The sequence below is a fragment of the Streptomyces sp. NPDC054866 genome (assembly GCF_053610745.1).
In genome coordinates, this window is record NZ_JBSGZA010000012.1 from 99,753 (window position 1) to 121,215 (window position 21,463).

Below are 21,463 nucleotides of genomic sequence, written 5' to 3' on the forward strand. Positions count from 1 at the left end.
TGAAATGCCGCTCGTCGTAGTCGGGGTCAGCGTCTTGATCCTGCTGTTCCTCATGACCCGCCTGAAACTGAACGGCTTCGCCGCCCTCCTCCTCGTGGCCGTCGGCGTCGCGCTGGTGCAGGGAATTCCGGTGGCCACGATCCCGGACGTCCTCTCGGAGGGCATCGGCGGCCAGATCGGCGACACGATGCTGGTCATCGGGCTCGGCGCCATGGTCGGGCGCGTCATGGGGGACTCCGGTGCCGCCCAGCGCATCGCCAACAAGATGCTGGACGCGTTCGGACCGCGCTGGGTCCAAGTGGCCATGGTGGTCACGTCCATGCTCATCGGCGTCACCATGTTCTACGAAGTCGCCTTCATCATCATCGTGCCCATCGCGTTCACCCTCGTACGCGTCACCGGGGCGAAGCTGCTGTGGATCGGCCTTCCGATGTCCATCACGCTCTCCACGATGCACAGCTTCCTGCCGCCGCATCCCGGCCCCACCGCCGTGGCCGCGACGTTCCACGCCTCCGTCGGTCTGACGCTGGTCTACGGCCTGTTCATCGCGATACCCGCCGGAGCGCTGATCGCGCTGGCGTGGCCGCGGCTTCCGTTCATCAGGGCGATGAACCCCTCCATCCCCAAGGGCCTTGTCAGCGAACGCGAGTTCACCGACGAGGAGATGCCCGGCATGGGGTGGTCACTGACCGTGGCCCTCTTCCCCGTCGTACTGATCGCCGGTGCATCGGTCACCGAGATGGCCACGTCCGGCGCGAGCCCGTTCCTGCACTTCGTCACCTTCATCGGCTCGGCACCCATCGCCCTGCTCCTGACCCTCCTCCTTGCGATCTGGGCGTTCGGGCCGCGCATCGGCCGCAGCCTGTCCGACGTCAGCGCTTCCTGTACGTCGGCTGCGCAGGCCATGGCCATGATCCTCCTGGTGATCGGAGCGGGCGGCGCCTTCAAGAACGTCCTCGTCGAAGGGGGCATCTCCGACCACATCAAGGACACCACCGACAGCTGGTCCATCTCGCCGCTCATCCTCGCGTGGCTGATCGCGGTGATCCTGCGCATCGCCCTCGGCTCCGCCACGGTCGCCGTCGTCACCGCCTCCGGCGTCGTACTGCCGCTCCTGGCGGACGGCGGCGTACACCCCGAGATCCTCGTGCTCGCCGTCTCCTGCGGATCGATCGCCTTCTCCCACGTCAACGACCCCGGATTCTGGCTGTTCAAGGAGTACTTCAACCTCTCGGTCATCGAGGCGATCAAGGTCCGCACCACCTATACGACGGTGCTCGCGATCCTCGGCCTCGGCGGCGTCCTCGCGGCGGAGTGGGCCCTGGACGTCCTCAGCCTCTGACCCGCCCGGCAAACACCCCGCCCATCCCCTCCATCCCACACCTGAGGAATTCTTGATCATGAACAGGCAGCCGACCGTCACCGCGTTCAGCGTCTACCCGGTCGCCGGCCGGGACTGCATGGAGCTCAACCTCTCCGGCGCACACGGCCCCTACTTCACCCGCAACATCGTGGTCCTCCAGGACTCCGAGGGCCGCACGGGCCTGGGTGAGGTGCCGGGCGGCGAGAAGATCACGCAGACCCTGCGCGACGCCGAGTCACTCGTCGTCGGCGCCCGCATCGGTGACTACAAGCGCGTCCTGCGCGAGATCGGCGACCGTTTCGCCGACCGTGACGCGGGCGGGCGCGGCGCCCAGACCTTCGACCTGCGCACCGCCGTCCACGCCGTCACTGCCGTCGAGTCCGCACTGCTCGACCTCCTCGGCAAACACCTGGAGGTGCCCGTCGCGGCGCTGCTCGGTGACGGACAGCAGCGCGACTCCGTCCGCGTCCTCGGCTACCTCTTCTACGTCGGCAACCCCGACCGCACCGATCTCGACTACGTCCGCGAACCCGGATCGCCCGTCGACTGGCACCGCATCCGGCACGAAGAGGCCCTCTCCCCCGAGGCGATCGTCCGCCAGGCCGAAGCCGCCTACGACCACTACGGATTCCGGGACTTCAAGCTCAAGGGCGGGGTCCTGGAAGGCGCGGAGGAGGTAGCGGCCGTACGCGCCCTGAAGGACCGCTTCCCCCAGGCCCGCATCACCCTCGACCCCAACGGTGCCTGGTCCCTGCGCGAGGCGATCGAGCTGTGCGCCCCCCTGACCGGCACGCTCGCCTACGCCGAGGACCCCTGCGGCGCCGAGGGCGGCTACTCGGGCCGCGAGGTCCTCGCGGAGTTCCGCCGCGCCACAGGACTGCCGACCGCCACCAACATGGTCGCCACCGACTGGCGGCAGCTGACCCACGCCCTGGCCCTGCAGTCGGTCTCCATACCCCTGGCGGACCCGCACTTCTGGACCATGCAGGGCTCCGTACGCGTGGCGCAGCTGTGCGACGCCATGGGGCTCACCTGGGGATGCCACTCGAACAACCACTTCGACATCTCCCTGGCCATGGTCACCCACTGCGGGGCCGCGGCCCCCGGCGACTACAACGCCCTGGACACCCACTGGATCTGGCAGGAGGGCCTGGAACGCCTCACCACCGCCCCGCCCCGCATCGTCGGCGGGGAGATCGCCGTACCCAATGCCCCCGGCCTGGGCGTCGAGCTCGACATGGACCGTCTCCTGGCGGCCCACGACCTCTACCGGCAGAAGGCCCTGGGCGCACGCGACGACGCCACCGGCATGCGCTACCTCATCCCCGACTGGCAGTTCGACAACAAGCGCCCCTGTCTGGTGCGTTGACGGCCAAGGGCCTCCCCACGATCAGCCCGGGGAAGTGCGGGGCGCCCTGTCGCCCCCTGGCACACTGCTCCCAGCCGTACACAGGGGGAACACATGAACGAGCGTGATGTCGAGGCACAGGTCGAGGAGTTGACCCGCGGGCTGCGGCGCATGACCGCGGGCCTGCTGGGGGCGGCGGCCGAGCATCCGGATGCCGTACGGGCACGGGAGTTGTCGGCGGCGGCCAAGGTGCTGACGAACGACGTACTGACGCGGCTGGACAAGGAAGCCGTCGAGGACACCTCGGCGCACCGGAGCGAGCCAGAGGTGCAGGACGCCGTGCCGTCGGCGGCGAGCGCGGCCACCGAGTCCGGGGCGGCACTCGCCGAGCTGGTGGAGCTGTATCTGCCGAACTACGAGCGGGTGCTGGACGAGGACCCGGTGATGACCGACCCGGAGCTGCCCTACGAACGGTGGAACCATCTGCACCGACTCAAGTACGGGCGCGGCACCCCCTTCGAGGACGCGCCGCTGTGGAACGACCCCGTGCCCAGCCGGGGGAAGGCGGTGGTGCGCGGCATGTCGTCCAAGGCGCAGGTGCTGCGCCGCCTGCACCGCAGCTACGTGACCCGGCGGGACCTGGACAGCCCGGAGGGCGAGCTGGCGATCCAGGTGCTGCACGGATGCGACGCGATCCGTCGCTCCCGCGCGATCGGGGACGGTGACTTCGTCGACAAGTCGGATCTGGACCTGAAGCTGGACACGCTGCGGTGGCGTGCCCTGGTGACTGCCGCCGGCCGGGGCGAGCAGGCCCACGCCCAACTGCTCACCCAGCTGCGGCGGCTGGAGGTGCTCGCCGCCTCGGTCCTGGAGCTGGACACGGCGTTCCGGCAGCGCAACAGCGGCCCTTCCGTGGGCGCCCGGCTCGCCGGAGCCACGCATGGAGTGAAGGCGGCCCTCCAGGACTGGCCGCCGAGGCTCAAGTAGGCCGCCGCGGAATCAGGACCTGCGTCGCCCTGCCCCCGGACGGACCCGTGCCACAGGGCTTCGTAGGATCTTGGTGAGTCTGCCACCCTGCCGTCCGGGTCTCCCGCCGGCCGAAGCCCGGAACGCCCCTTTTCTTGAGCACCGACGAAATCTTGAGCACCGACGAAATCATCGAGGCGCCGCCCGCGCCTGCCCACCCGCGCCCACGTCCCCGTGCCCGTCCCCGCATCCTGCCCCGCCTCGTGGGCCGCGCCCCCGCCCCGCCGCCGACGGGCACCGCCCTGCACAACGTCAGTGCCGTCACCGCCGTGCTGCTTGCCTTGGTCGCGGTCGGTTCCATCGTTCACGAGCCGGTCCTGATACCCCCGCTCGCGGCATCCGCGGCGATCGTGCACAGCGTCCCCCGGCTGCCGCTGGCCCAGCCGCGCAGCGTGATCGCGGGCCATCTGCTGTGCGCCGGTGTGGGTTACGCGGTCCTCGCCGCGCTGGGCAGCGCCCCGTGGGCCGCGGCGCTGGCCGCGGGCATCGGCCTCGCCGTGATGACCGTGGCGCGCACCCCGCACTCGCCGGCCTGCGCCACCGCCGTCGTCATCGTCCTGCACCATCCCCGGCCCGCGACCTTCGTGCCCCTGCTCGCCGGGGCGGTCGTCGTGGTCGTCCTCGCGGGGTGGGCCGCCTCGTACGCCCGTCCCAGCGCGCCGCGCTATCCCGCGTACTGGTGGTGATCGGTTGTGCGACGGCGCCGTGACGTGTGAAGTTCGAGCGTGACGAGCCTGCACACGCAGGGATACGAGAAGGGATACGCGATGGCAGCGGCAAAGACGGTGACGTTCCCCTCCGGCGTGAGCGTGCCCGCCCTGGGCCAGGGCACCTGGCGCATGGGCGACGATCCTGCCCGCCGCGCCGAGGAGCTCGCCGCCCTGCGCAGGGGCATGGACCTGGGCATGACGCTGATCGACACGGCCGAGATGTACGGGAGCGGCGCGTCGGAGGAGCTGGTCGGCGAGGCGATTCGCGGGCGCCGCGACGACGTGTTCCTGGTGAGCAAGGTGCTGCCGTCGAACGCCGACGCCCGCGGCACCGTCGATGCCTGTCACGCGAGCCTGCGCCGCCTCGGCACCGACCGGATCGACCTGTACCTGCTGCACTGGCGGGGCGGTGTGCCGCTCTCCGAGACCGTCGAGGCCCTCGAAGGCCTGGTGAGCCGCGGCAGCATCGGCACCTGGGGCGTGAGCAACCTCGATGTCGACGACCTGGCGGAACTCCCCGAGGGCGCCCGCCCGCAGACGGACCAGGTGCTCTACAACCTCACCCGCCGCGGCCCCGAGTACGACCTCTTCCCCTGGTGCCGCGAACGCTCGGTGCCTCTAATGGCCTACTCGCCGCTGGAGCAGGGACGTCTCCTCGGCAACCAGGCCCTGGAGTCCGTGGCGGCGGCGCACGGGTGCACACCGCTTCAGGTGGCGCTCGCCTGGGTGCTGCGGCACGAGGACGTCATCGCCATCCCGAAGGCCTCCACCCCGGCCCACGTGGAGGAGAACCACCGCGCCCTCGAAGTCAGCCTCACCGACGAGGACCTCAAGGCGCTGGACGCCGCGTTCCCCGCGCCGGTCCGCAAGGAGCCGCTGGAGATCCTCTGACGGCTGAAGATCCTCCGGCGAGGTGTGCGTCGCGCGTGTCCGGGCACCCGCAAGGTCCCTGCGCATGCTTCCCCGCGTATGTCGCTCTAGGGTGAATCGCGGGGTCCGCTATGCCCGGAGCCACTGGCTTCGGGCCCTACTGGAGGCCGTACATGCCCCTCGCCGCAAGCGGAACCTCGTCGCTGATGCTCATCATCGGCGTGGTGATCGTCGCCGTACTGCTCGCCCTCTTCTTCTTCGGACGGCGACAGGTCACCCGACGTCCCAACCCACCGCAGCAGCCCCAGCCGCGCGCCGATTCCTGGGAGGAGCCCCACGACGGCCCTCCGCAGTCGCGCTAGGCGTCCCGAGGAGGAACGGCATGCCCATCGCCACGGTCAATCCCGCCACCGGTGAGACGCTCGAAACCTTCGAGCCGCTTGAGGAAGCGGAGGTCAAGCGCCGTGTGGCGGCGGCCCACACCGCGTTCGGCAAGTACCGCACCAGCACCTTCGCCGAGCGTGCCCAGTTCCTGAACCGGGCGGCCGACCTGCTGGAAGAGGACACCGCGTTCATCGCCCGGACCATGACCACCGAGATGGGCAAGCCCGTCAAGGCGGCCAGGGCCGAAGCGGCCAAGTGCGTCAAGGCCATGCGCTGGTACGCCGAGCGGGCCGAAGAGCTGCTCGCGGACGAACAGCCCGCGCAGGCCGACGTGGCGGATTCCGGCGCGGCCCGTGCGATCGTCCGCTACCGCCCGCTGGGCGTCGTGCTCGCCGTAATGCCCTGGAACTTCCCGCTCTGGCAGGTCGTGCGGTTCGCGGCCCCCGCCCTGATGGCGGGCAACGTCGGTCTGCTCAAGCACGCGTCGAACGTGCCGCAGACCGCCCTCTACCTCGATGACCTCTTCCGCCGCGCCGGGTTCCCCGAGGGCTGCTTCCAGACGCTCCTGGTGGGCTCGGACGCCGTCGATGGCATCCTGCGCGACGAGCGGGTGGTCGCGGCGACCCTCACCGGCAGCGAACCGGCGGGACGCTCGGTGGCGTCCACCGCCGGCGACGAGATCAAGAAGACCGTCCTGGAACTGGGCGGCAGCGATCCCTACCTCGTGCTGCCGAGCGCCGACATCGAGCGTGCCGCCGCGACCGCGGTGACCGCCCGCGTGCAGAACAACGGGCAGTCCTGCATCGCCGCCAAACGCTTCATCGTGCATGCGGACGTCTATGACGCCTTCCGTGACCGATTCGTCGCGGGCATGAGGGAGTTGACCGTCGGCGACCCGGCGAGCGAGGACACCGACGTGGGTCCGCTCTCCACCGAGCAGGGCCGCAGCGATCTGGAGGAGCTCGTCGACGACGCGCTCGCCCGCGGCGCCACCGCGCTGTGCGGCGGCCAGCGCCCCAAGGAGCAGGAGCGCGGCTGGTACTACTCCCCCACCGTCCTCGCCGACGTGACCGAGCAGATGCGCATCCACCGGGAGGAGGCGTTCGGCCCGGTCGCCACGCTCTACCGCGTGGCGAACCTGGACGAGGCCGTGACCCTGGCCAACGACTCGCCGTTCGGGCTCAGCTCGAACGTGTGGACGCGCGACGACGCCGACATCGAACGCTGCGTACGGGACCTCCAGGCGGGCGGCGTCTTCTTCAACGGCATGACCGCCTCCCACCCCGGCCTGCCCTTCGGCGGCATCAAACGCTCGGGCTACGGACGCGAGCTGGCGGGCCACGGCATCCGCGAGTTCTGCAACGCCACGACGGTCTGGTACGGCCCGTCCGATCCGGCCTGACTCAGTGGCCCGGTAGCGGCGGCTCGCCGTGTTCGGCGCCCGTCAGGCGCAGCTGGAGCTGTACCTCCTGGTCGCCGGATGCGGTGCCCCTGGCCGAGACGACGAAGGCCGATTCGAGCGTGGCACGCAGTCGGCTCACCGCCACCGGACTGCCTTGCAGGTCGGCGGTGACGGGTCCCGCGAGCAGCACGCCCCGGACGGGCCCCGGACTGCCGGAAGCGAGGAAGCCGCCGGTCCAGACGGCGGGGCGTGGCTGCTCCGTCCGGTGGGGCGCGTCCTCGCCGCGGTCGGACGGGAAGTGGGTCCGCAGCACCCCGAAGACGGCGTCCGCGTCGGCCGCGGAGCACTCGCCGAGGACCACCTGCACCAGGTCCGGTGAGTCGGACTGCGCGATGGGAGAAGCCGGGTCGGGTGTGTCGTTCACGCTGTGCTCCAGTGGGGTCGCGGGTAACTGACGTGCGGTCTGCGGTCACGGGTACCCGATGTGCGGGCAGCTATCTGATGTGGTTTGCCGGAAGCGGTGTCTGAAGTGCCCGGAGGCGCTCAGAGGTCGCGCAGCGCGGGCAGCAGCTTCTTCTCCGCCCAGTCGATGAAGGGGCGTTGCTGGTCGCCGCCCACCTGGACGAGGGCGACCTCCGTGAAGCCCGCCTCGACGAAGGGGCGTACGGCGTCCACGAAGGCGTCGACGTCGTCGCCGCACGGGATCTGCTTGGCGATGTCCTCGCGGGTGACGAACTGGGTGGCGCCCGCGAAGCCGGAGGGACCGGGCAGTTCGGCGTTGACGGGCCAGCCGCCGACCGACCAGCGGAACTGGTCGCGCGCGCGGGCGATCGCCGCGTCCTTGTCGGTGTCGTAGCAGACGGGCAGCTGGCCGACGCGCGGTTTTCCGCTGCCGCCGTGCCGGTCGAAGGCCTCGATCAGATCGGCCTTGGGTTCGGTGGCGATGACCAGGTCGGCGAGGCGCCCGGCCAGTGCGCAGGACCGTCCGCCGGAAACCGCCACTCCAATGGGCGGCAGCTCGTCGGGCACATCCCACAGACGGGCGTTGGCCACGTCGAAGTGGGTGCCCTGATGGTTGACGTTGTCGCCGGTGAACAGCGCCCGGATGATGTCCACCGCCTCTTCGAGCATCTCCAGGCGGACCTGCGGCGACGGCCAGCCGGCGCCGACCACGTGCTCGTTGAGGTTCTCGCCCGAGCCGAGTCCGAGCCGGAAGCGGCCCTCGGAGAGCAGCTGCATCGTGGCGGCCTTCTGCGCCACCACGGCGGGGTGATAGCGGACGGTCGGGCAGGTCACGTACGTCATGAGCGGGATCCGCGAGGTCGCCTGCGCCGCCGCGCCGAGCACGCTCCACGCGTAGGGCGCGTGCCCCTGCGAGTCGAGCCAGGGGAAGTAGTGATCAGAAGTGACGGAGAAGTCGAACCCGGCCTGCTCCGCCGCGACCAGGTCGTCGACGAGGGCGCGGGGGCCCGCCTGCTCGGTCATCATCGTGTAGCCGAATTGCACCATATTTGTACGCTTTGCCGAACTGCTCCCGCTGAAACCTCCCCCGTTCGCGGTCACGCGAGACCGCTGCCCACGCCACACGCCGCTACTCGGGTCCCCTGCGGCCCTATTTCCAGTCGTACGCGTACGCGGCGACCCAGGTGATCTCCAGCTGAGCGCTGCTGCCGGGCTCCGCGCCCGGGCCTTCCAGCGCGCTCTCGTTCTGCAGGACCCAGGAAAGCGGCTGGTCGGGCACGCCCCGGGTGTCGTGTCCGGTCTCCCGTCCGTCCACGAAGAAGCGCACGTTCCCCGGGGTCCATTCGGTCGACACCGTGTGCCATTCGGTCCACTCGTCGGCGCCGCGGAAGTAGCCCTGTTCGCCGCCGCCGCACGGATGGTGGAAGGCGGTGAGGGATCCGGACCAGTTGCCCTCGGGGTGGTCCATCTCGCAGCCTCCGCCGTAGTGCAGCCAGGCCGACTTGTATCCGGGGGCCGGCTTGGTCACCTTGATGCGGGCGCTGTACTTGCCGTACTTCATCTGCATGACGGCACGCGGTACGACCGCGGCGGAGTGGACCGGGCCTCCGTCGGCGGGCCGCCACATCCGGATGCGCATACGGCCGTCGCCGTTCTCCGCAGGGCCCACGCTCACGGTGTCCTCCGGGTGGTAGACGCCGACGACGTCGCGGCCGCGGTCGTTGGAGGTGTCGCGCCAACCGGTCGGGTAGGCCCACCAGTTGTCGCGGTAGGACCCTTTGAGCCCGTCGCAGTACGCGGCGGAGGTGTCGGCGTGGTGGTCGCAGTCGCTGAACGCGCCCAGCGGCACCCGGTCACCGTTGAAGTCCTCGGCGACGACCTGCCAGAACGGCCCGCAGTCGCCGCGCGGCAACTCGGTGCCGACGCTGCCGCACGCGTCGGCCGACTGCGGCGCTCCCCCCGCGCTGGGGACGGAAAGCAGGGCGGCGAGCAGTGTGGTGCCGAGCGCCGCGAGCACGACCGGCCTGCGCCGCTTCGCCGCCGCGTGTAATCCCATCGCGATGCCCTTCCTCCCGGCCGCACACGCCCCGCAGAACCCGGCGGCCCCCTCCCGCGAAGGCGTCATCCTCGCGGAGGCCGTGAGGTCCCGCCAGGGGTCGGGGCCTATGCGTGTCCCTCGCTCCCCGGGGCATCCGGGAGGGCAGCCGAAACCCAGGAGGCCCCATGCAGACGCCAGTTGACACGGTCGCGATCGCGTACAAGGGCGTGGAGAGCGTCCCGACCTGGCTTATGATCCCGATCCTGCTGCTCGTCCTGCTCGGGCTCGTGCTGGTCCGGCGGGAGAAGCGGAACAAGTAGCCCGCCCGGCCACGGCCCGTGGCACTCCCCCACCGGCCCCGTCGGGCCGACGAACGCGCCGAGAACGTGAACTGGTGTATGTGCCCGCACGGTTGGGACGTAGGTTGTGCGTTGAACAGTTCACGCCTCGGTGGAAAGACGGACGCTACCCATGACCGACCACGCCATGACCCCCGGACCTGCGGCGCATCAGAAGATCGACTCATCGGTGCCGCACTCGGCCCGGATCTGGAACTACTGGCTCGGCGGGAAGGACAACTACCCCGTCGACGAGGAGGCCGGCGACGCCTACAGCGCCGTCTTCCCCGGCATCGTCACCGTCGCCCGCAGCAGCCGCGCGTTCCTGCGCCGCAACATCACCCATCTGGTCTCCGAGGCGGGCATCGGGCAGTTCCTCGACATCGGGACCGGTCTGCCGACCGTGGACAACACCCATGAGGTGGCCCAGCGGCTCGATCCCAGGGCCAGGATCGTGTACGTCGACCACGACCCGATGGTTCTCGCGCACGCCCGTGCCCTGCTCACCTCCACACCCGAGGGAGCGACCGCGTACGTCGACGCCGATCTGTCCGACCCCGACCGCATCCTGGCGGCCGCGGCCGAGACGCTCGACCTCTCCCGCCCCACCGCCCTGATCCTCAGCAACATCCTGGGCCACGTCGCCGACTACGACCAGGCGCGCGCCATCGTCACCCGTCTGATGGAAGGCCTGCCCTCCGGCAGCTACCTCTCCATCAACGACGGCTCCCGGGGCACCGACGCCGATTACGAACAGGCCCAGGACGCCTACAACGAAACCGGCGCCGTCCCCTACTTCCTGCGGCCCGTCGACCAGATCGCGGCGTTCTTCGAAGGCCTGGAGCTCCTGGAGCCGGGCGTCGTCTCGGTCCCCTTCTGGCGCCCGGCCCCCGACTCCCCCGCCCCTGAGCCCATCGGCGAACACGGCGGCCTCGCCCGCAAGCCGTGATGCCGGAACGCATGTCCTGACTCAGGCTGGTTACGCGGTGACACCGCAGACCACGCTTCGACGAGGGAGCAGAGCACCATGGGGACCGATGTGTTCCGCTCGGAAGTGCCCCTGACGGTGAACGGCACGCCGTGCCGCCTCACCGTCGACCACCGTTCGACGCTGCTCGACGTACTGCGCGAACAGTTGGGGCTCACCGGCGCCAAGAAGGGCTGTGATCACGGCCAGTGCGGTGCCTGCACGGTCCTCGTCGACGGCCGCCGCGCCAACAGCTGTCTGCTGCTGGCCGTCGCCCACGAAGGGTGCGACATCACCACCGTCGAAGGGCTGCACGGCGGCGACGGCGAGGGCCCGCATCCCGTACAGCGTGCCTTTCTGGAGCGCGACGCCTTCCAGTGCGGCTACTGCACCCCGGGCCAGATCTGTTCGACCGTCGGCGCCCTGGCGGAGGCCGCGGCGGGCAACGCATCGCACGTGACCGATCCGGACGCGGACACCGGCGCCCCCGTGGAGCTGACCAGGGACGAGATCCGTGAGCGGCTCAGCGGCAACCTCTGCCGCTGCGGCGCCTATCCGCACATCGTCGAGGCCGTCGAGGACGTGACCCGGTGAAGCCCTTCCGGTACGTGCGCGCCTACAGCGTCGAGGAGGCCGCCGCCGCCCACGCGGGCCGCCCGGGCTCCCGCTATCTGGGCGGCGGCACCAATCTCGTCGACCTGATGAAGCTGGGCGTCGAGCGCCCCGGGACGCTGATCGACGTGAGCAGGCTGCCGCTGGATTCGGTGGAGGAGCTTCCCGACGGGTCCGTCCGCGCCGGCGGGACGGTGCGCAACAGCGACCTCGCCGCCCACCCGCTGGTGCGGGACCGCTACCCCGTGCTTGCCCAGGCACTGCTCGCGGGAGCCTCGGGCCAGCTGCGCAACGTGGCCACGACCGGCGGCAACCTTCTCCAGCGCACCCGTTGCCCCTACTTCCAGGACCTGAGCAAACCGTGCAACAAGCGGGAGCCCGGCACCGGCTGCGGCGCACGCGACGGCGTCCACCGTGACCACGCGGTCCTGGGCCACTCGCCGCAGTGCATCGCCACCCACCCCTCCGACATGGCGGTCGCGCTCGCCGCGCTCGACGCCCAGGTGGAGCTGCACGGCGTTCGGGGCCGACGCACCCTGCCCGTCGCCGAGTTCCACCGCCTGCCCGGCGGCCGTCCGGAACAGGACACCGAGATCGCGCCCGGCGAGCTGATCACCGGCGTGCTGCTCCCGCCCGCGACCGCAGGGCTGCCCTCCGCCTACCGCAAGGCCCGCGACCGCGCCTCGTACGCCTTCGCCCTCGCCTCGGTGGCGGTGGTCCTGGACGTCGAGGACTCCGTCGTACGCCAGGCGCGGATCGCGTTCGGCGGCCTGGCTCACCGGCCCTGGCGTGCCCGGCACGCCGAGGAGGCGCTGCTCGGCGGCGCGCCGACCGACGAGGCGTTCCTGGCCGCCGTGGACGCCGAGCTCTCCGCGGCCGAGCCGCTGCGGGACAACGCGTTCAAGGTGCGCCTCGCCCGCAATCTCGCGTGTGACGTCCTGCGCCGACTCACCTCTTCGTGACCCGACTGCCTCCGCTCCCAGGGAGAACCCCATGCCGGACACCGCCAGCGCCCTCGGGGCGTCCGCCGAGCGCAGGGAGGGCCCCCAGAAGGTGGCCGGGGCCGCCCGCTACGCCGCCGAGCACACGCCCGAGGGGTGCGCGTACGCCTGGCCGGTGCCCGCCACGGTGGCGCGCGGCGCGGTCACCGCCGTCGACGACGCGGCGGCCAGGGAGTTGCCCGGCGTCGTCGAGGTCCTGACCCATCTGAACGCGCCGCGCCTGGAGAAGCCGGACGACGCGACGCTCGCGGTGCTGCAGGACGCGCGTGTTCCGCACCGGGGCTGGTACGTGGCGCTCGTCGTCGCCGACAGCCTGGAGGCGGCGCGCGAAGGCGCCGCGGCCGTCCAGGTCACCTACGCGGAGGAGCCGCACGACGTCACCCTGAAGGCCGATCACCCCGAGGCCTATGTGCCGGAGGACGAGGACGGCACCTCGGGGGAGCACGTCCGCGGCGACGCGGAGGGCGCGTTCGACTCCGCTCCCTCCCGCGTCGATGTCGCCTACCGGGTGCCGCCGCTGCACAACCACCCCATGGAGCCGCACGCGGCCACCGCCCACTGGCAGGACGAGCGGTTGACCGTGCACGACAGCAGCCAGGGCGCCACCACCGTCCGCGACGTCCTCGCGGGCCTCTTCGCGCTGCCCAAGGAGCAGGTCACGGTCGTCTCCGAGCACGTCGGCGGCGGCTTCGGCTCCAAGGGCACGCCGCGCCCGCACGTGGTGCTGGCCTCGATGGCCGCACGCGTGACCGGCAGGCCCGTCAAACTCGCCCTGCCGCGGCGCCAGTTGCCTGCCGTGGTGGGCCACCGCTCGCCGACCCTGCACCGGGTGCGGCTGGGGGCGGAGCGGGACGGCAGGCTGACCTCCGTGATCCACGAGGTGACCGCGCACACCTCCCGTATCAAGGAGTTCGTCGAGACGGCCGCCGCCGCCACGCGTGTCATGTATCCCTCGCCGCACGCCCGCACCACTCATCGCGTGGTGCCGCTCGACGTGCCGAGCCCGTCCTGGATGCGGGCCCCGGGCGAGGCGCCCGGCATGTACGCGCTGGAGTCGGCGATGGACGAGCTCGCCGTGACCCTCGGCATCGACCCCGTGGAGCTGCGGCTGCGCAACGACACCCCCACGGAGCCCGACTCCGCCAAGCCCTTCAGCAGCCGTCACCTCGCCGAGTGTCTGCGCGAGGGCGCCCGTCGCTTCGGCTGGTCCGAGCGCGACCCGCGCCCCCGGTCACGCGCCGAGGGGCCTGTCCTGGTGGGCAGCGGTGTCGCCGCGGCCACGTACCCGGTGGTCGTCGCCCCGTCCCGGGCCAGCGCCCACGCCTACCCGGACGGCAGCTTCGTCGTCCGCGTCAACGCCACCGACATCGGCACCGGCGCCCGCACCGTGCTCGCCCAGGTCGCCGCCGACGCGCTCGGCGTCCCGCTGGACTCCGTACGAGCCGAGATCGGCAGCACAGACCTTCCGGACGCGCCGCTGGCGGGCGGTTCCTCAGGGACGGCCTCCTGGGGCTGGGCCGTCCACGAGGCCTGTACGCGACTGGCCGAACGCCTTGCCGGACAGCAGGGCCAGCAGCTGCCCCCGGAGGGCGTCGGTGCCACCGCCGACACCGCGGGCGACGCCGACGCGGACAGCGCCTACGCCCGCCACGCCTTCGGCGCCCACTTCGCCGAGGTCGGCGTCGACACGGTGTCCGGCGAGGTCCGGGTGCGCCGGCTGCTCGGGGTCTACGCGGCCGGGCGCATCCTCAACTCCCGTACCGCGCGCTCGCAGTTCATCGGGGCGATGACGATGGGCCTGGGGATGGCGTTGACCGAGGGCAGCACCATGGACGCGGCCTTCGGCGACTTCGCGGAGGCCGACCTCGCCGCCTACCACGTACCGGCGCACGCGGACGTACCCGCGATCGAGGCGCACTGGATCGACGAGGACGACCCTCACCTCAACCCCATGGGCAGCAAGGGGATCGGGGAGATCGGCATCGTCGGGACGGCCGCGGCCATCGGCAACGCGGTGCACCACGCGACCGGCGTGCGGCTGCGCGAGCTGCCTCTCACGCCGGACCGTGTCCTTGCGGGCGGTATCTGAACCGGGGCATTCAGGTCACGGCCCGTTTCTCCCTCGTCCAGGCCAGCAGCTTCTCCGCCGTCCAGGTGGTCACCACGCGCTCGGCGGGCACCCCGCACTCCTCCGCCCGCTCGCACCCGTACACCTGCCAGTCCAGCTGGCCCGGCGCGTGCGCGTCGGTGTCCACGGAGAAGAGCACTCCGGCGTCCACGGCCCGGCGCAGCAGCCTGCGCGGCGGGTCGAGCCGCTCCGGCCGGCTGTTGATCTCCACCGCCGTGCCCGCGGCCGCGCACGCGGCGAACACCTCGTCCGCGTCGAACTGCGACTCCGGCCTGCCGCGCCCGGTGACAAGGCGGCCGGTGCAGTGGCCGAGGACATCGGCCCGGGGGTTGCTGACGGCGGCGACCATGCGCCGTGTCATCGCGGGGGCGTCCATCCGCAGCTTCGAGTGGACGGAGACGACCACCACGTCGAGCCGGTCGAGCAGCTCCGGTTCCTGGTCGAGCGAACCGTCGTCGAGGATGTCGCACTCGATGCCCGTGAGTAGCCGGAAGGGCGCCCAGCGTTCGTTGAGGCCGGCCACCACCGCGAGCTGCTCGCGCAGCCGCTCCGGCGACAGGCCGCGCGCGATGGTCAGCCGTGGCGAGTGGTCGGTGAGCACGGCCCACTCATGGCCGAGCGCCTGGGCCGCGCGGCCCATCTCCTCGATCGGGCTGCCGCCGTCGGACCAGTCCGAGTGCAGGTGGCAGTCGCCGCGCAGCAGCGCCCGCAGCCTCGCGCCGCCCTCGGCGAGCGGGGCGTCGGCCTCGCCTTCGAGCCGCTCCAGGTATCCCGGCACGTCGCCGGTCAGCGCCTCGCGGACCACACCGGCGGTCTTGGGGCCGATCCCCTTGAGCGACTCCAGGGACCCGTCGGCGACGCGCTGCGCGGCCTCACCGTCGGCGAGGCCGCCCACCACCGCGGCCGCGGTGCGAAAGGCCCGCACACGGTAGGTCGGCGCGCGGCCGCGCTCCAGCAGGAAGGCGATCCGTTCCAGCGCCTCGACGGGATCCATCGGCACCTCCGGCCGTCGGGGACTGCGACGACGTACGTGTGCTTCCAGCGTCGCCCACAAAGGGCGGCGGGGCATGCGCCCGCCCCCTCGGGGGGGATGCCTACGCCGCGGATTCGGCGGACGGGTCGTCGGGCACGACCGCCACCGGCCCCCGGAAGTCCAGCACGGCCTCGGCTCTCTGCTGGGTCTCCTCGGCGGCCTTGCGGGCTGTCGCGAGGACGTCGCCGTGCTCCTGGACGAGGGTTTCGTAGATCGGCGCCTCAGCGGCGTCATTGGCCGGCATGACCAGCAGCTCCTTGTTCGGTGACGGTGTGACTGTGTTCGTTCCGTTCGGCCGTATGCGGCCGGTCCGCGACCTTACGCTGCGCGGGCGGTCCTCCGCGGACCGGGGTCGATCACTGAGACGGCCCGCCCGGCGCACCGCAGAGAGCCCCGGTACGCCGGAAATCCTGCGGGTGTACGTGAAATGGGCGCCCCGGCCGTCCGAAGCCGGGCGGGAACCGGGGCCCGATGTGAGACTGCTGATGAGGCGGTGATCACAGATGTCGAGCCATCCCAGGGAGCCCGAACCCAGGGAGCCCGAACCCGGGAAGCAAGGCCCCCGGCAGCCCGGGCCCGGGGAGCAGCTGTTCGAGCAACTGCTCGCTTCGGCGCACGCGGCGGCGCCGATGGAGCTTCCCGCCCTGGCGCGGCGCTTCGCCGAAGCCGTCGGGCTCGACCGGATCGACGTGTACCTGGTGGACATCCAGCAGCGGTGTCTGGTGTCGCTGGCCGAGGGGCCGCCCTCCCTCGGCGTGGACACCTCCGTCGCCGGTTCGGCCTACCGGGCGCACGAGCTGCGCGTCGAGGAGCTGGCCCAGGGCAGGATCGTCGCCTGGCTGCCGCTGATCGACGGCGCCGAGCGCCTGGGCGTGATCGGTGCCACGGCGTCGGTCATCGACGTCGCGCTGCTGCGCCGCTGCCGCATGCTGGCCTCCGTCCTCGCCATGACGATCACTTCGAAGCGGGCGTCGAGCGACAGCTTCGCGCGCCGCACACGGTCCGAGACCATGCAGCTTCCCGCCGAGATGCTCCGGGCCTTCCTGCCGCCGAGGACGATCGGCAACTCCCATGTGATCTCGACCGCCGTCCTCGAACCTGCGTACGAGATCGGGGGCGACGCCTTCGATCACTCCCTGACCCCGTCGACCCTGCACGTGGCGATCTTCGACGCCATGGGCCACAACCTCGCGTCGGGTCTGACCACCGCCGTGGCCATGGCCGGCTGCCGTAACGCCCGCCGTGCCGAGGCCGATCTGCCCGAGCTCGTCGACACCATCCAGCACGCGCTCGCCGGGTGGCTGCCCGAGCAGTTCTGCACCGGGATCCTCGCCCAGCTCGACCTGGCCGGTGGGGTGCTGCGGTGGTGCAACTGCGGCCATCCGCCGCCCCTGCTGATCCGGGATCACCGCGTACTCGACCGCGCCCTCGAGCGTCCCGCCCAGCCGCCCATGGGGACGCCGGCCGTGCTGGCCGGCGTGGCGTGGGAGGTCCATGAGCAGGCGCTCGAACCGGGCGACCGGGTGCTGATGTACACCGATGGCGTCACCGAGCTGCGGACCGGGGGCGGCGCCGAGTTCGGCCTGGAGCGGTTCACGGACAGCATCATCCGCGCGACCGCCGCGGGCGAACCAGCGCCCGAAGCCCTGCGCCAGCTCATCCACTCCATCCTCGACCGGCAGGACAACCAACTGCGCGACGACGCGACGCTGTTGCTCCTCGAGTGGCGTCCGCCCGAAGCGCGGTGACCTGCCGTCCCGCGCGCCTCCCCCTCCCCCCCGCATGCCGGAACGTGTGTTCTGGATCAGGGTGGATACACGGCAGGACAACGGCATCAGCCGCGCACGAAGGAGGACGAGCACCGTGGGAGACGACGAGGTCATGGGCGACGAGGTCTACCAGCCCGACGCCGAGGAGGTCCGCGAGGACGAGGGCATCCTCGATGCGGAGGACACGCTCAGCGACCGCGGGGCGGATCCGTACGACGAGGGCTGGTCGCCCCCCGAGCGGCCGCTTGGGGTGGCCCACACCGGTACCACCCCTCAGGAACAGCAGGAGGGCGAGAGCCTGGCCGAACGCCTCTCCGAGGAGCGGCCCGACCCCGCGCTCGAGGTTCCCGGCCCCGCCGAGGACGACGACGGCATCGGGGACACGACCGACACCGACGGCGAGCCGATCGACGAGGCGGAGGTGGGTGACGCCCGCGCCGGACGCCTGTTCGCCCCGGATGAGGGGGCGAGCGGGGATCCGGAGACGGACGCCGCGCAGGACATGGTCGGCGAGGACATGGGCATCGACGGCGGGGCGGCGTCCGCCGAGGAGGCCGCGGTGCATGTCATCGACCCGGACGCCGCCGACCGGACGGACTCCGCGGGCTGAGACGGCGAAGTCACCCGAAGCGTGACTTCGCCGTCAGCGCAGGTCGAGCCGCATCAGGATCCGGGGGTGACCGGCCAGTACGGAGGTGGTGTCCGCGGCGTGGGTGAATCCGGCGCGCTCGAAGTTCTTGCGGATCCCCGCGTACGCCATCGTCAGGTCGACCTTGGCGTCACCGTTGTCGAGGGGGTACGCCTCGACCGCCGGCGCTCCGTGGGCGCGGGCGAACTCGACCGCACCGGCGATGAGGGCGTGCGAGATCCCCTGCTTCCGGTGGCCGGGGCGCACCCGAACGCACCACAGGGACCAGACCGGCAGGTCGTCGACGTGCGGAATCTTTCGGTTCCGCGCGAAGGACGTGTCCGCGCGCGGCGCCACGGCTGCCCACCCCACCGGCTCGTCACCGTCGTAGGCGAGCACCCCCGGAGGGGGCTCCGCACGGCACAACTCGGCGACGTACTCACCGCGGTCAGGCCCACGCAGCTCGTTGTTGAGCTTGGACGGGATCCGATAGCTCAGGCACCAACAGACATTGGCGCCGGGCGACTTCGGCCCGACGACGGCACGGACGTCCTCGAACACCGAGGCTGGACGCACTTCGATGGACATGACACCAGAGTGACACGCGTGGCGGCAGCGCACGGCGTACGGGCTGAAGCGCTGGCAGAAGGGGAACCGTAAGCGCCCGCGAACGGAACCGTCGCATGTGCTCCACATGATCTCCACGCGAATCCTTGACCAACGGTTGAGGATTCGATCTATTCCCAGCTCAGGGGCGTTTATTACTCAATCTTTGGCAGATTTTTGCTCTGTCATCAGAGGTTAATGCGATGGCAAAGTGAGAGACACAGCTGCCGTACAGGCTGTTCCCGAGGCGACGTGGTGCCCGCTGTCACTCAGCAGCCCGCGCCGCCTCACTGTCACCATCGACCCGACCACACCGCGTCCCGGCTCCGCCGCAGCGACGCAGGAGGCAGGCCATCATGAAGTCCCTGATCGACAACGCCCGTTCCTTCGCCACGACACACGTCGCGGCCCCTCACAACGCCGCGGCCTTCCAGGCCCTCGGGGCCGGGCAGTCGCCCGAAGCCCTGTTCATCACGTGCTCCGACTCACGCGTCGTACCGACCCTGATCACCGGAGCACGCCCCGGCGAACTCTTCGAACTCCGCACAGCGGGCAACGTCGTACCGCCCTACCCCTCCGGCAACGACGCCGACGAGGACAACCGCCCCAACCGCCCCATGAGCGAGGCGGCCACCATCGAGTACGCGGTGTGCGTGCTCGGAGTCCGCGACATCGTCGTCTGCGGACACTCGCACTGCGGCGCGGTGGGCGCCCTGCTGCGGGACGAAGACCTTTCGGCCGTACCGGCCGTGCGCGACTGGCTGGACCACTCCGTCCCGCCGGACGCCCCCCTGCGCACCCTCGTCCCCACCTCCGCGGACGTGGCCGAAGCCGTGCAGACCCACGTGCTGGCCCAGGTGGAGAGGCTGCGCGCGTACCCCTGTGTGACAGAGCGGATCGACGACGGCTCACTGACCCTGCACGCCTGGTACTACGAAGTGCACACAGGCGCCGTCACCGCGCACCGCCCGTCGTTCGACGATCGGCCCGCTTTCGGTCCGCTGTGAGAGCCGCCACGCCCCACCGTCCGGCCCGCTCTCACGACAGGACCCCCCACCCTCATGTCCTCCTTCCTCTCCTCTTTCCGCTCCCCCTTCCGCCCGCTGCGTGAACCAGGCGTCCGCCGCCAGGACTTCCTCGCCTCGCTCGTCGTCTTCCTCGTCGCCCTGCCGCTGTGTGTCGGCGTGGCCGTCGCCTCCGGCGTGCCCGCCGAACTGGGCCTTGTCACCGGCATCGTCGGCGGCCTCGTCGTCGGCTTGCTGCCGGGCAGCGCCCTGCAAGTCAGCGGGCCGGCCGCCGGACTGACCGTGCTCGTCTTCGAGGCGGTACAGGAGTTCGGGCTCGGCATGCTCGGCGCCATCGTGCTGCTCACCGGCGCCCTGCAGATCGCCCTCGGGCTGCTGCGCTGCGGCCGGTGGTTCCGCGCCATCTCCGTGTCCGTCGTCCAGGGCATGCTGGCGGGCATCGGACTCGTGCTGATCCTCGGCCAGCTCTACACCATGGCCGGGGCCGAGCAGCCGCGCTCCGGGCTCGGCAAGATAGCCGGGCTGCCCGGCCTCCTTGCCGACGTCCTGGGCGACACCGCCTCACTGACCGCCGCCGCCCTGGGCCTCGGCACCATCGCCGTGCTCGTGCTGTGGCCGAAGCTGCCCGCCGCCGTGCGCGTGGTGCCCGCCCCGCTGGCCGCCGTCGCGCTGGCCACCGCGGTGGCCGCCGGACTGCGCCTCGACGTGGCCAACGTGACGGTACGCGGCCTGGTCGACGCCATTCAGCCGCCGGGGCTCGGCGACCTGGCGGCCCTGGGCAGTGTGGCCGTGCTCGGCACGGTCCTCGCGTTCACGCTCATCGCCTCGGCCGAATCGCTGTTCAGCGCGGCCGCCGTGGACCGCATGCACGACGGTCCGCGTACCCAGTACGACAAGGAGCTGGTCGCCCAGGGCATCGGCAACGCGACGTGCGGCGTGCTCGGCGCGCTGCCGATGACGGCGGTCATCGTCCGCAGCTCGGCCAACGTCGAGGCCGGCGCACGCACTCCGCTCTCCCGTGTCCTGCACGGCGCGTGGCTGCTCCTCTTCGCCGTGCTGTTCCCGGCCGCGCTCGGCATCATCCCGCTGGCGGCGCTCGCCGGGGTCCTGGTCCACGCGGGATTCAAGCTGATCCCCGTCAAGGCGATCGTCCCGCTCGCCCGCGAACACCGGGGCGAGGCCCTGGTGCTCGCCACCACCGCGATCGCCATCGTGGTGACCAACATGTTCGAGGGCGTGGTGCTCGGCCTGGTGCTCGCCGTGGTCAAGTCCGCCTGGGAGACCTCGCACATCCACCTGGACGTACGGGAGTTGACCGGCGGCCGGATGGTCGTCACCCTCACCGGCAACGCGACGTTCCTGCGGCTGCCCCGCATCCTGGAGACGCTGGAGGCCCTGCCCAAGGACCGGCCCATCGAGCTGGATCTGACCGCTGTGCGGCATCTGGACCACGCCTGTCGTACGACGCTGGAGAACTGGGCGCTGCGGCACAACGACAGCGGTACGGAAGCGGTGCGGATGAAGACGTTCCCCGACGCCGACGCCGAGTCCGGGGAACCCGCGGAGGCACCGATGCGCCACTGACACCGCCTGCCCCCGCCTGACCGCCGCGCCGCCCGCCACCCGCCCCGGTGGCGGGCGGCGCGGTGCTCTTCGACCCAGCTGCCCGATGGGGTGCCGAAATCGATCCGCCGAAGCAGGCGTGAGACTCGCTCGGCGGGGCACCCGCATACTTGGCCCCGCCGCGTCCCCC

The 21,463-nt window shown here is 71.4% G+C and carries 22 protein-coding genes; 16 read left to right on the forward strand and 6 right to left on the reverse strand.

All coding sequences use genetic code 11. From position 1 onward, the window contains the following. The first annotated feature begins 4 nt into the window (after nucleotides 1–4). From ACWGI2_RS39450 to ACWGI2_RS39480, 7 genes are all read left to right on the forward strand, one after another. Nucleotides 5–1,342, forward strand: coding sequence for a gluconate:H+ symporter (locus tag ACWGI2_RS39450; protein WP_453700754.1), 1,338 nt, complete (start codon nucleotides 5–7; stop codon nucleotides 1,340–1,342). A 58-nt stretch (nucleotides 1,343–1,400) separates the two neighbouring features. Continuing rightward, complete coding sequence (locus ACWGI2_RS39455; RefSeq protein ID WP_453700755.1) at nucleotides 1,401–2,732, forward strand: enolase C-terminal domain-like protein; 1,332 nt, start codon at nucleotides 1,401–1,403, stop codon at nucleotides 2,730–2,732. A 93-nt stretch (nucleotides 2,733–2,825) separates the two neighbouring features. After that, nucleotides 2,826–3,698: a hypothetical protein gene (locus ACWGI2_RS39460; protein ID WP_453700756.1), complete on the forward strand. Its 873-nt coding sequence runs from the start codon at nucleotides 2,826–2,828 to the stop codon at nucleotides 3,696–3,698. Between the two features lie 152 nt (nucleotides 3,699–3,850). Further along, entirely contained in the window at nucleotides 3,851–4,423 is a 573-nt protein-coding gene (locus ACWGI2_RS39465) for an HPP family protein (RefSeq protein WP_453700758.1), read from the forward strand. A gap of 81 nt (nucleotides 4,424–4,504) precedes the next feature. Then, nucleotides 4,505–5,338, forward strand: a complete 834-nt coding sequence (locus ACWGI2_RS39470) for an aldo/keto reductase (RefSeq protein ID WP_453700795.1) — start codon at nucleotides 4,505–4,507, stop codon at nucleotides 5,336–5,338. Nucleotides 5,339–5,490: 152 nt separating this feature from the next. Beyond that, a complete protein-coding gene (locus ACWGI2_RS39475; protein ID WP_160509471.1) occupies nucleotides 5,491–5,679 on the forward strand; it encodes a DUF6479 family protein in 189 nt (62 codons plus the stop codon). Between the two features lie 20 nt (nucleotides 5,680–5,699). After that, on the forward strand, nucleotides 5,700–7,103 hold the full coding sequence (locus ACWGI2_RS39480; RefSeq protein ID WP_453700759.1) for an NADP-dependent succinic semialdehyde dehydrogenase: 1,404 nt from the start codon (nucleotides 5,700–5,702) through the stop codon (nucleotides 7,101–7,103). Nucleotide 7,104: 1 nt separating this feature from the next. On the opposite strand, the gene ACWGI2_RS39485 is transcribed toward ACWGI2_RS39480, so the two are convergent. From ACWGI2_RS39485 to ACWGI2_RS39495, 3 genes are all read right to left on the reverse strand, one after another. After that, nucleotides 7,105–7,527, reverse strand: a complete 423-nt coding sequence (locus ACWGI2_RS39485) for a hypothetical protein (RefSeq protein ID WP_453700761.1) — start codon at nucleotides 7,525–7,527, stop codon at nucleotides 7,105–7,107. A gap of 119 nt (nucleotides 7,528–7,646) precedes the next feature. Continuing rightward, nucleotides 7,647–8,612, reverse strand: a complete 966-nt coding sequence (locus tag ACWGI2_RS39490; RefSeq protein ID WP_453398806.1) for an LLM class F420-dependent oxidoreductase — start codon at nucleotides 8,610–8,612, stop codon at nucleotides 7,647–7,649. A gap of 103 nt (nucleotides 8,613–8,715) precedes the next feature. After that, nucleotides 8,716–9,621, reverse strand: a complete 906-nt coding sequence (locus ACWGI2_RS39495) for a glycoside hydrolase family 16 protein (protein WP_453700762.1) — start codon at nucleotides 9,619–9,621, stop codon at nucleotides 8,716–8,718. A gap of 167 nt (nucleotides 9,622–9,788) precedes the next feature. On the opposite strand from ACWGI2_RS39495, the gene ACWGI2_RS39500 reads away from it, so the two are divergent. The 5 genes from ACWGI2_RS39500 to ACWGI2_RS39520 all read left to right on the forward strand — a co-directional run bounded on the left by ACWGI2_RS39500 (nucleotide 9,789) and on the right by ACWGI2_RS39520 (nucleotide 14,610). Next, on the forward strand, nucleotides 9,789–9,923 hold the full coding sequence (locus tag ACWGI2_RS39500) for a hypothetical protein (protein WP_453700764.1): 135 nt from the start codon (nucleotides 9,789–9,791) through the stop codon (nucleotides 9,921–9,923). A gap of 151 nt (nucleotides 9,924–10,074) precedes the next feature. Next, complete coding sequence (locus tag ACWGI2_RS39505) at nucleotides 10,075–10,890, forward strand: SAM-dependent methyltransferase (RefSeq protein ID WP_453700766.1); 816 nt, start codon at nucleotides 10,075–10,077, stop codon at nucleotides 10,888–10,890. Nucleotides 10,891–10,968: 78 nt separating this feature from the next. After that, nucleotides 10,969–11,502 (forward strand): 2Fe-2S iron-sulfur cluster-binding protein, encoded by a 534-nt coding sequence (locus ACWGI2_RS39510; protein ID WP_453700767.1) that lies wholly within the window; start codon nucleotides 10,969–10,971, stop codon nucleotides 11,500–11,502. Further along, nucleotides 11,499–12,482: an FAD binding domain-containing protein gene (locus tag ACWGI2_RS39515; protein ID WP_453700769.1), complete on the forward strand. Its 984-nt coding sequence runs from the start codon at nucleotides 11,499–11,501 to the stop codon at nucleotides 12,480–12,482. Before ACWGI2_RS39510 ends, ACWGI2_RS39515 begins: the two co-directional genes overlap by 4 nt. A 31-nt stretch (nucleotides 12,483–12,513) precedes the next feature. Beyond that, nucleotides 12,514–14,610 (forward strand): xanthine dehydrogenase family protein molybdopterin-binding subunit, encoded by a 2,097-nt coding sequence (locus ACWGI2_RS39520; protein ID WP_453700770.1) that lies wholly within the window; start codon nucleotides 12,514–12,516, stop codon nucleotides 14,608–14,610. A 10-nt stretch (nucleotides 14,611–14,620) separates the two neighbouring features. Here the strand turns inward: ACWGI2_RS39520 and ACWGI2_RS39525 are convergent, their stop codons facing one another. Continuing rightward, the gene (locus ACWGI2_RS39525; protein ID WP_453700772.1) at nucleotides 14,621–15,643 is read right to left on the reverse strand and encodes a PHP domain-containing protein; all 1,023 of its coding nucleotides are present in this window, start codon (nucleotides 15,641–15,643) and stop codon (nucleotides 14,621–14,623) included. Nucleotides 15,644–15,743: 100 nt separating this feature from the next. Further along, nucleotides 15,744–15,926, reverse strand: a complete 183-nt coding sequence (locus ACWGI2_RS39530; RefSeq protein ID WP_453398814.1) for a hypothetical protein — start codon at nucleotides 15,924–15,926, stop codon at nucleotides 15,744–15,746. A 259-nt stretch (nucleotides 15,927–16,185) separates the two neighbouring features. On the opposite strand from ACWGI2_RS39530, the gene ACWGI2_RS39535 reads away from it, so the two are divergent. Together ACWGI2_RS39535 and ACWGI2_RS39540 are read left to right on the forward strand one after the other, a co-directional pair. Beyond that, nucleotides 16,186–17,430, forward strand: a complete 1,245-nt coding sequence (locus tag ACWGI2_RS39535) for a PP2C family protein-serine/threonine phosphatase (RefSeq protein WP_453700773.1) — start codon at nucleotides 16,186–16,188, stop codon at nucleotides 17,428–17,430. A gap of 133 nt (nucleotides 17,431–17,563) precedes the next feature. Continuing rightward, nucleotides 17,564–18,061 carry a DUF5709 domain-containing protein gene (locus ACWGI2_RS39540; RefSeq protein WP_453399196.1) on the forward strand — a complete coding sequence of 166 codons (498 nt, stop codon included), beginning with the start codon at nucleotides 17,564–17,566 and terminating at the stop codon, nucleotides 18,059–18,061. 33 nt (nucleotides 18,062–18,094) lie between these two features. Here ACWGI2_RS39540 and ACWGI2_RS39545 read toward each other — a convergent pair whose 3' ends face one another. Beyond that, nucleotides 18,095–18,667 (reverse strand): GNAT family N-acetyltransferase, encoded by a 573-nt coding sequence (locus ACWGI2_RS39545; protein WP_453700774.1) that lies wholly within the window; start codon nucleotides 18,665–18,667, stop codon nucleotides 18,095–18,097. Between the two features lie 374 nt (nucleotides 18,668–19,041). Between ACWGI2_RS39545 and ACWGI2_RS39550 the strand changes: the two genes are divergently transcribed. Both ACWGI2_RS39550 and ACWGI2_RS39555 read left to right on the forward strand, forming a co-directional pair. Further along, entirely contained in the window at nucleotides 19,042–19,692 is a 651-nt protein-coding gene (locus tag ACWGI2_RS39550) for a carbonic anhydrase (protein WP_453700775.1), read from the forward strand. Nucleotides 19,693–19,746: 54 nt separating this feature from the next. Further along, a complete protein-coding gene (locus tag ACWGI2_RS39555) occupies nucleotides 19,747–21,294 on the forward strand; it encodes a SulP family inorganic anion transporter (protein ID WP_453700776.1) in 1,548 nt (515 codons plus the stop codon). Nucleotides 21,295–21,463: the final 169 nt, after the last annotated feature.

Excerpts from the sequence above, each read along its gene's own strand:
- ACWGI2_RS39500 (WP_453700764.1), top strand. The coding sequence starts at position 9,789 with ATGCAGACGCCAGTTGACACGGTCGCGATCGCGTACAAGGGCGTGGAG.
- ACWGI2_RS39505 (WP_453700766.1), top strand. The coding sequence starts at position 10,075 with ATGACCGACCACGCCATGACCCCCGGACCTGCGGCGCATCAGAAGATC.
- ACWGI2_RS39550 (WP_453700775.1), top strand. The coding sequence starts at position 19,042 with ATGAAGTCCCTGATCGACAACGCCCGTTCCTTCGCCACGACACACGTC.
- ACWGI2_RS39535 (WP_453700773.1), top strand. The coding sequence starts at position 16,186 with ATGTCGAGCCATCCCAGGGAGCCCGAACCCAGGGAGCCCGAACCCGGG.
- ACWGI2_RS39480 (WP_453700759.1), top strand. The coding sequence starts at position 5,700 with ATGCCCATCGCCACGGTCAATCCCGCCACCGGTGAGACGCTCGAAACC.
- ACWGI2_RS39455 (WP_453700755.1), top strand. The coding sequence starts at position 1,401 with ATGAACAGGCAGCCGACCGTCACCGCGTTCAGCGTCTACCCGGTCGCC.
- ACWGI2_RS39520 (WP_453700770.1), top strand. The coding sequence starts at position 12,514 with ATGCCGGACACCGCCAGCGCCCTCGGGGCGTCCGCCGAGCGCAGGGAG.
- ACWGI2_RS39555 (WP_453700776.1), top strand. The coding sequence starts at position 19,747 with ATGTCCTCCTTCCTCTCCTCTTTCCGCTCCCCCTTCCGCCCGCTGCGT.
- ACWGI2_RS39460 (WP_453700756.1), top strand. The coding sequence starts at position 2,826 with ATGAACGAGCGTGATGTCGAGGCACAGGTCGAGGAGTTGACCCGCGGG.
- ACWGI2_RS39545 (WP_453700774.1), bottom strand. The coding sequence starts at position 18,667 with ATGTCCATCGAAGTGCGTCCAGCCTCGGTGTTCGAGGACGTCCGTGCC.
- ACWGI2_RS39470 (WP_453700795.1), top strand. The coding sequence starts at position 4,505 with ATGGCAGCGGCAAAGACGGTGACGTTCCCCTCCGGCGTGAGCGTGCCC.
- ACWGI2_RS39475 (WP_160509471.1), top strand. The coding sequence starts at position 5,491 with ATGCCCCTCGCCGCAAGCGGAACCTCGTCGCTGATGCTCATCATCGGC.
- ACWGI2_RS39525 (WP_453700772.1), bottom strand. The coding sequence starts at position 15,643 with ATGGATCCCGTCGAGGCGCTGGAACGGATCGCCTTCCTGCTGGAGCGC.
- ACWGI2_RS39540 (WP_453399196.1), top strand. The coding sequence starts at position 17,564 with ATGGGCGACGAGGTCTACCAGCCCGACGCCGAGGAGGTCCGCGAGGAC.
- ACWGI2_RS39530 (WP_453398814.1), bottom strand. The coding sequence starts at position 15,926 with ATGCCGGCCAATGACGCCGCTGAGGCGCCGATCTACGAAACCCTCGTC.
- ACWGI2_RS39450 (WP_453700754.1), top strand. The coding sequence starts at position 5 with ATGCCGCTCGTCGTAGTCGGGGTCAGCGTCTTGATCCTGCTGTTCCTC.
- ACWGI2_RS39490 (WP_453398806.1), bottom strand. The coding sequence starts at position 8,612 with ATGGTGCAATTCGGCTACACGATGATGACCGAGCAGGCGGGCCCCCGC.
- ACWGI2_RS39495 (WP_453700762.1), bottom strand. The coding sequence starts at position 9,621 with ATGGGATTACACGCGGCGGCGAAGCGGCGCAGGCCGGTCGTGCTCGCG.
- ACWGI2_RS39510 (WP_453700767.1), top strand. The coding sequence starts at position 10,969 with ATGGGGACCGATGTGTTCCGCTCGGAAGTGCCCCTGACGGTGAACGGC.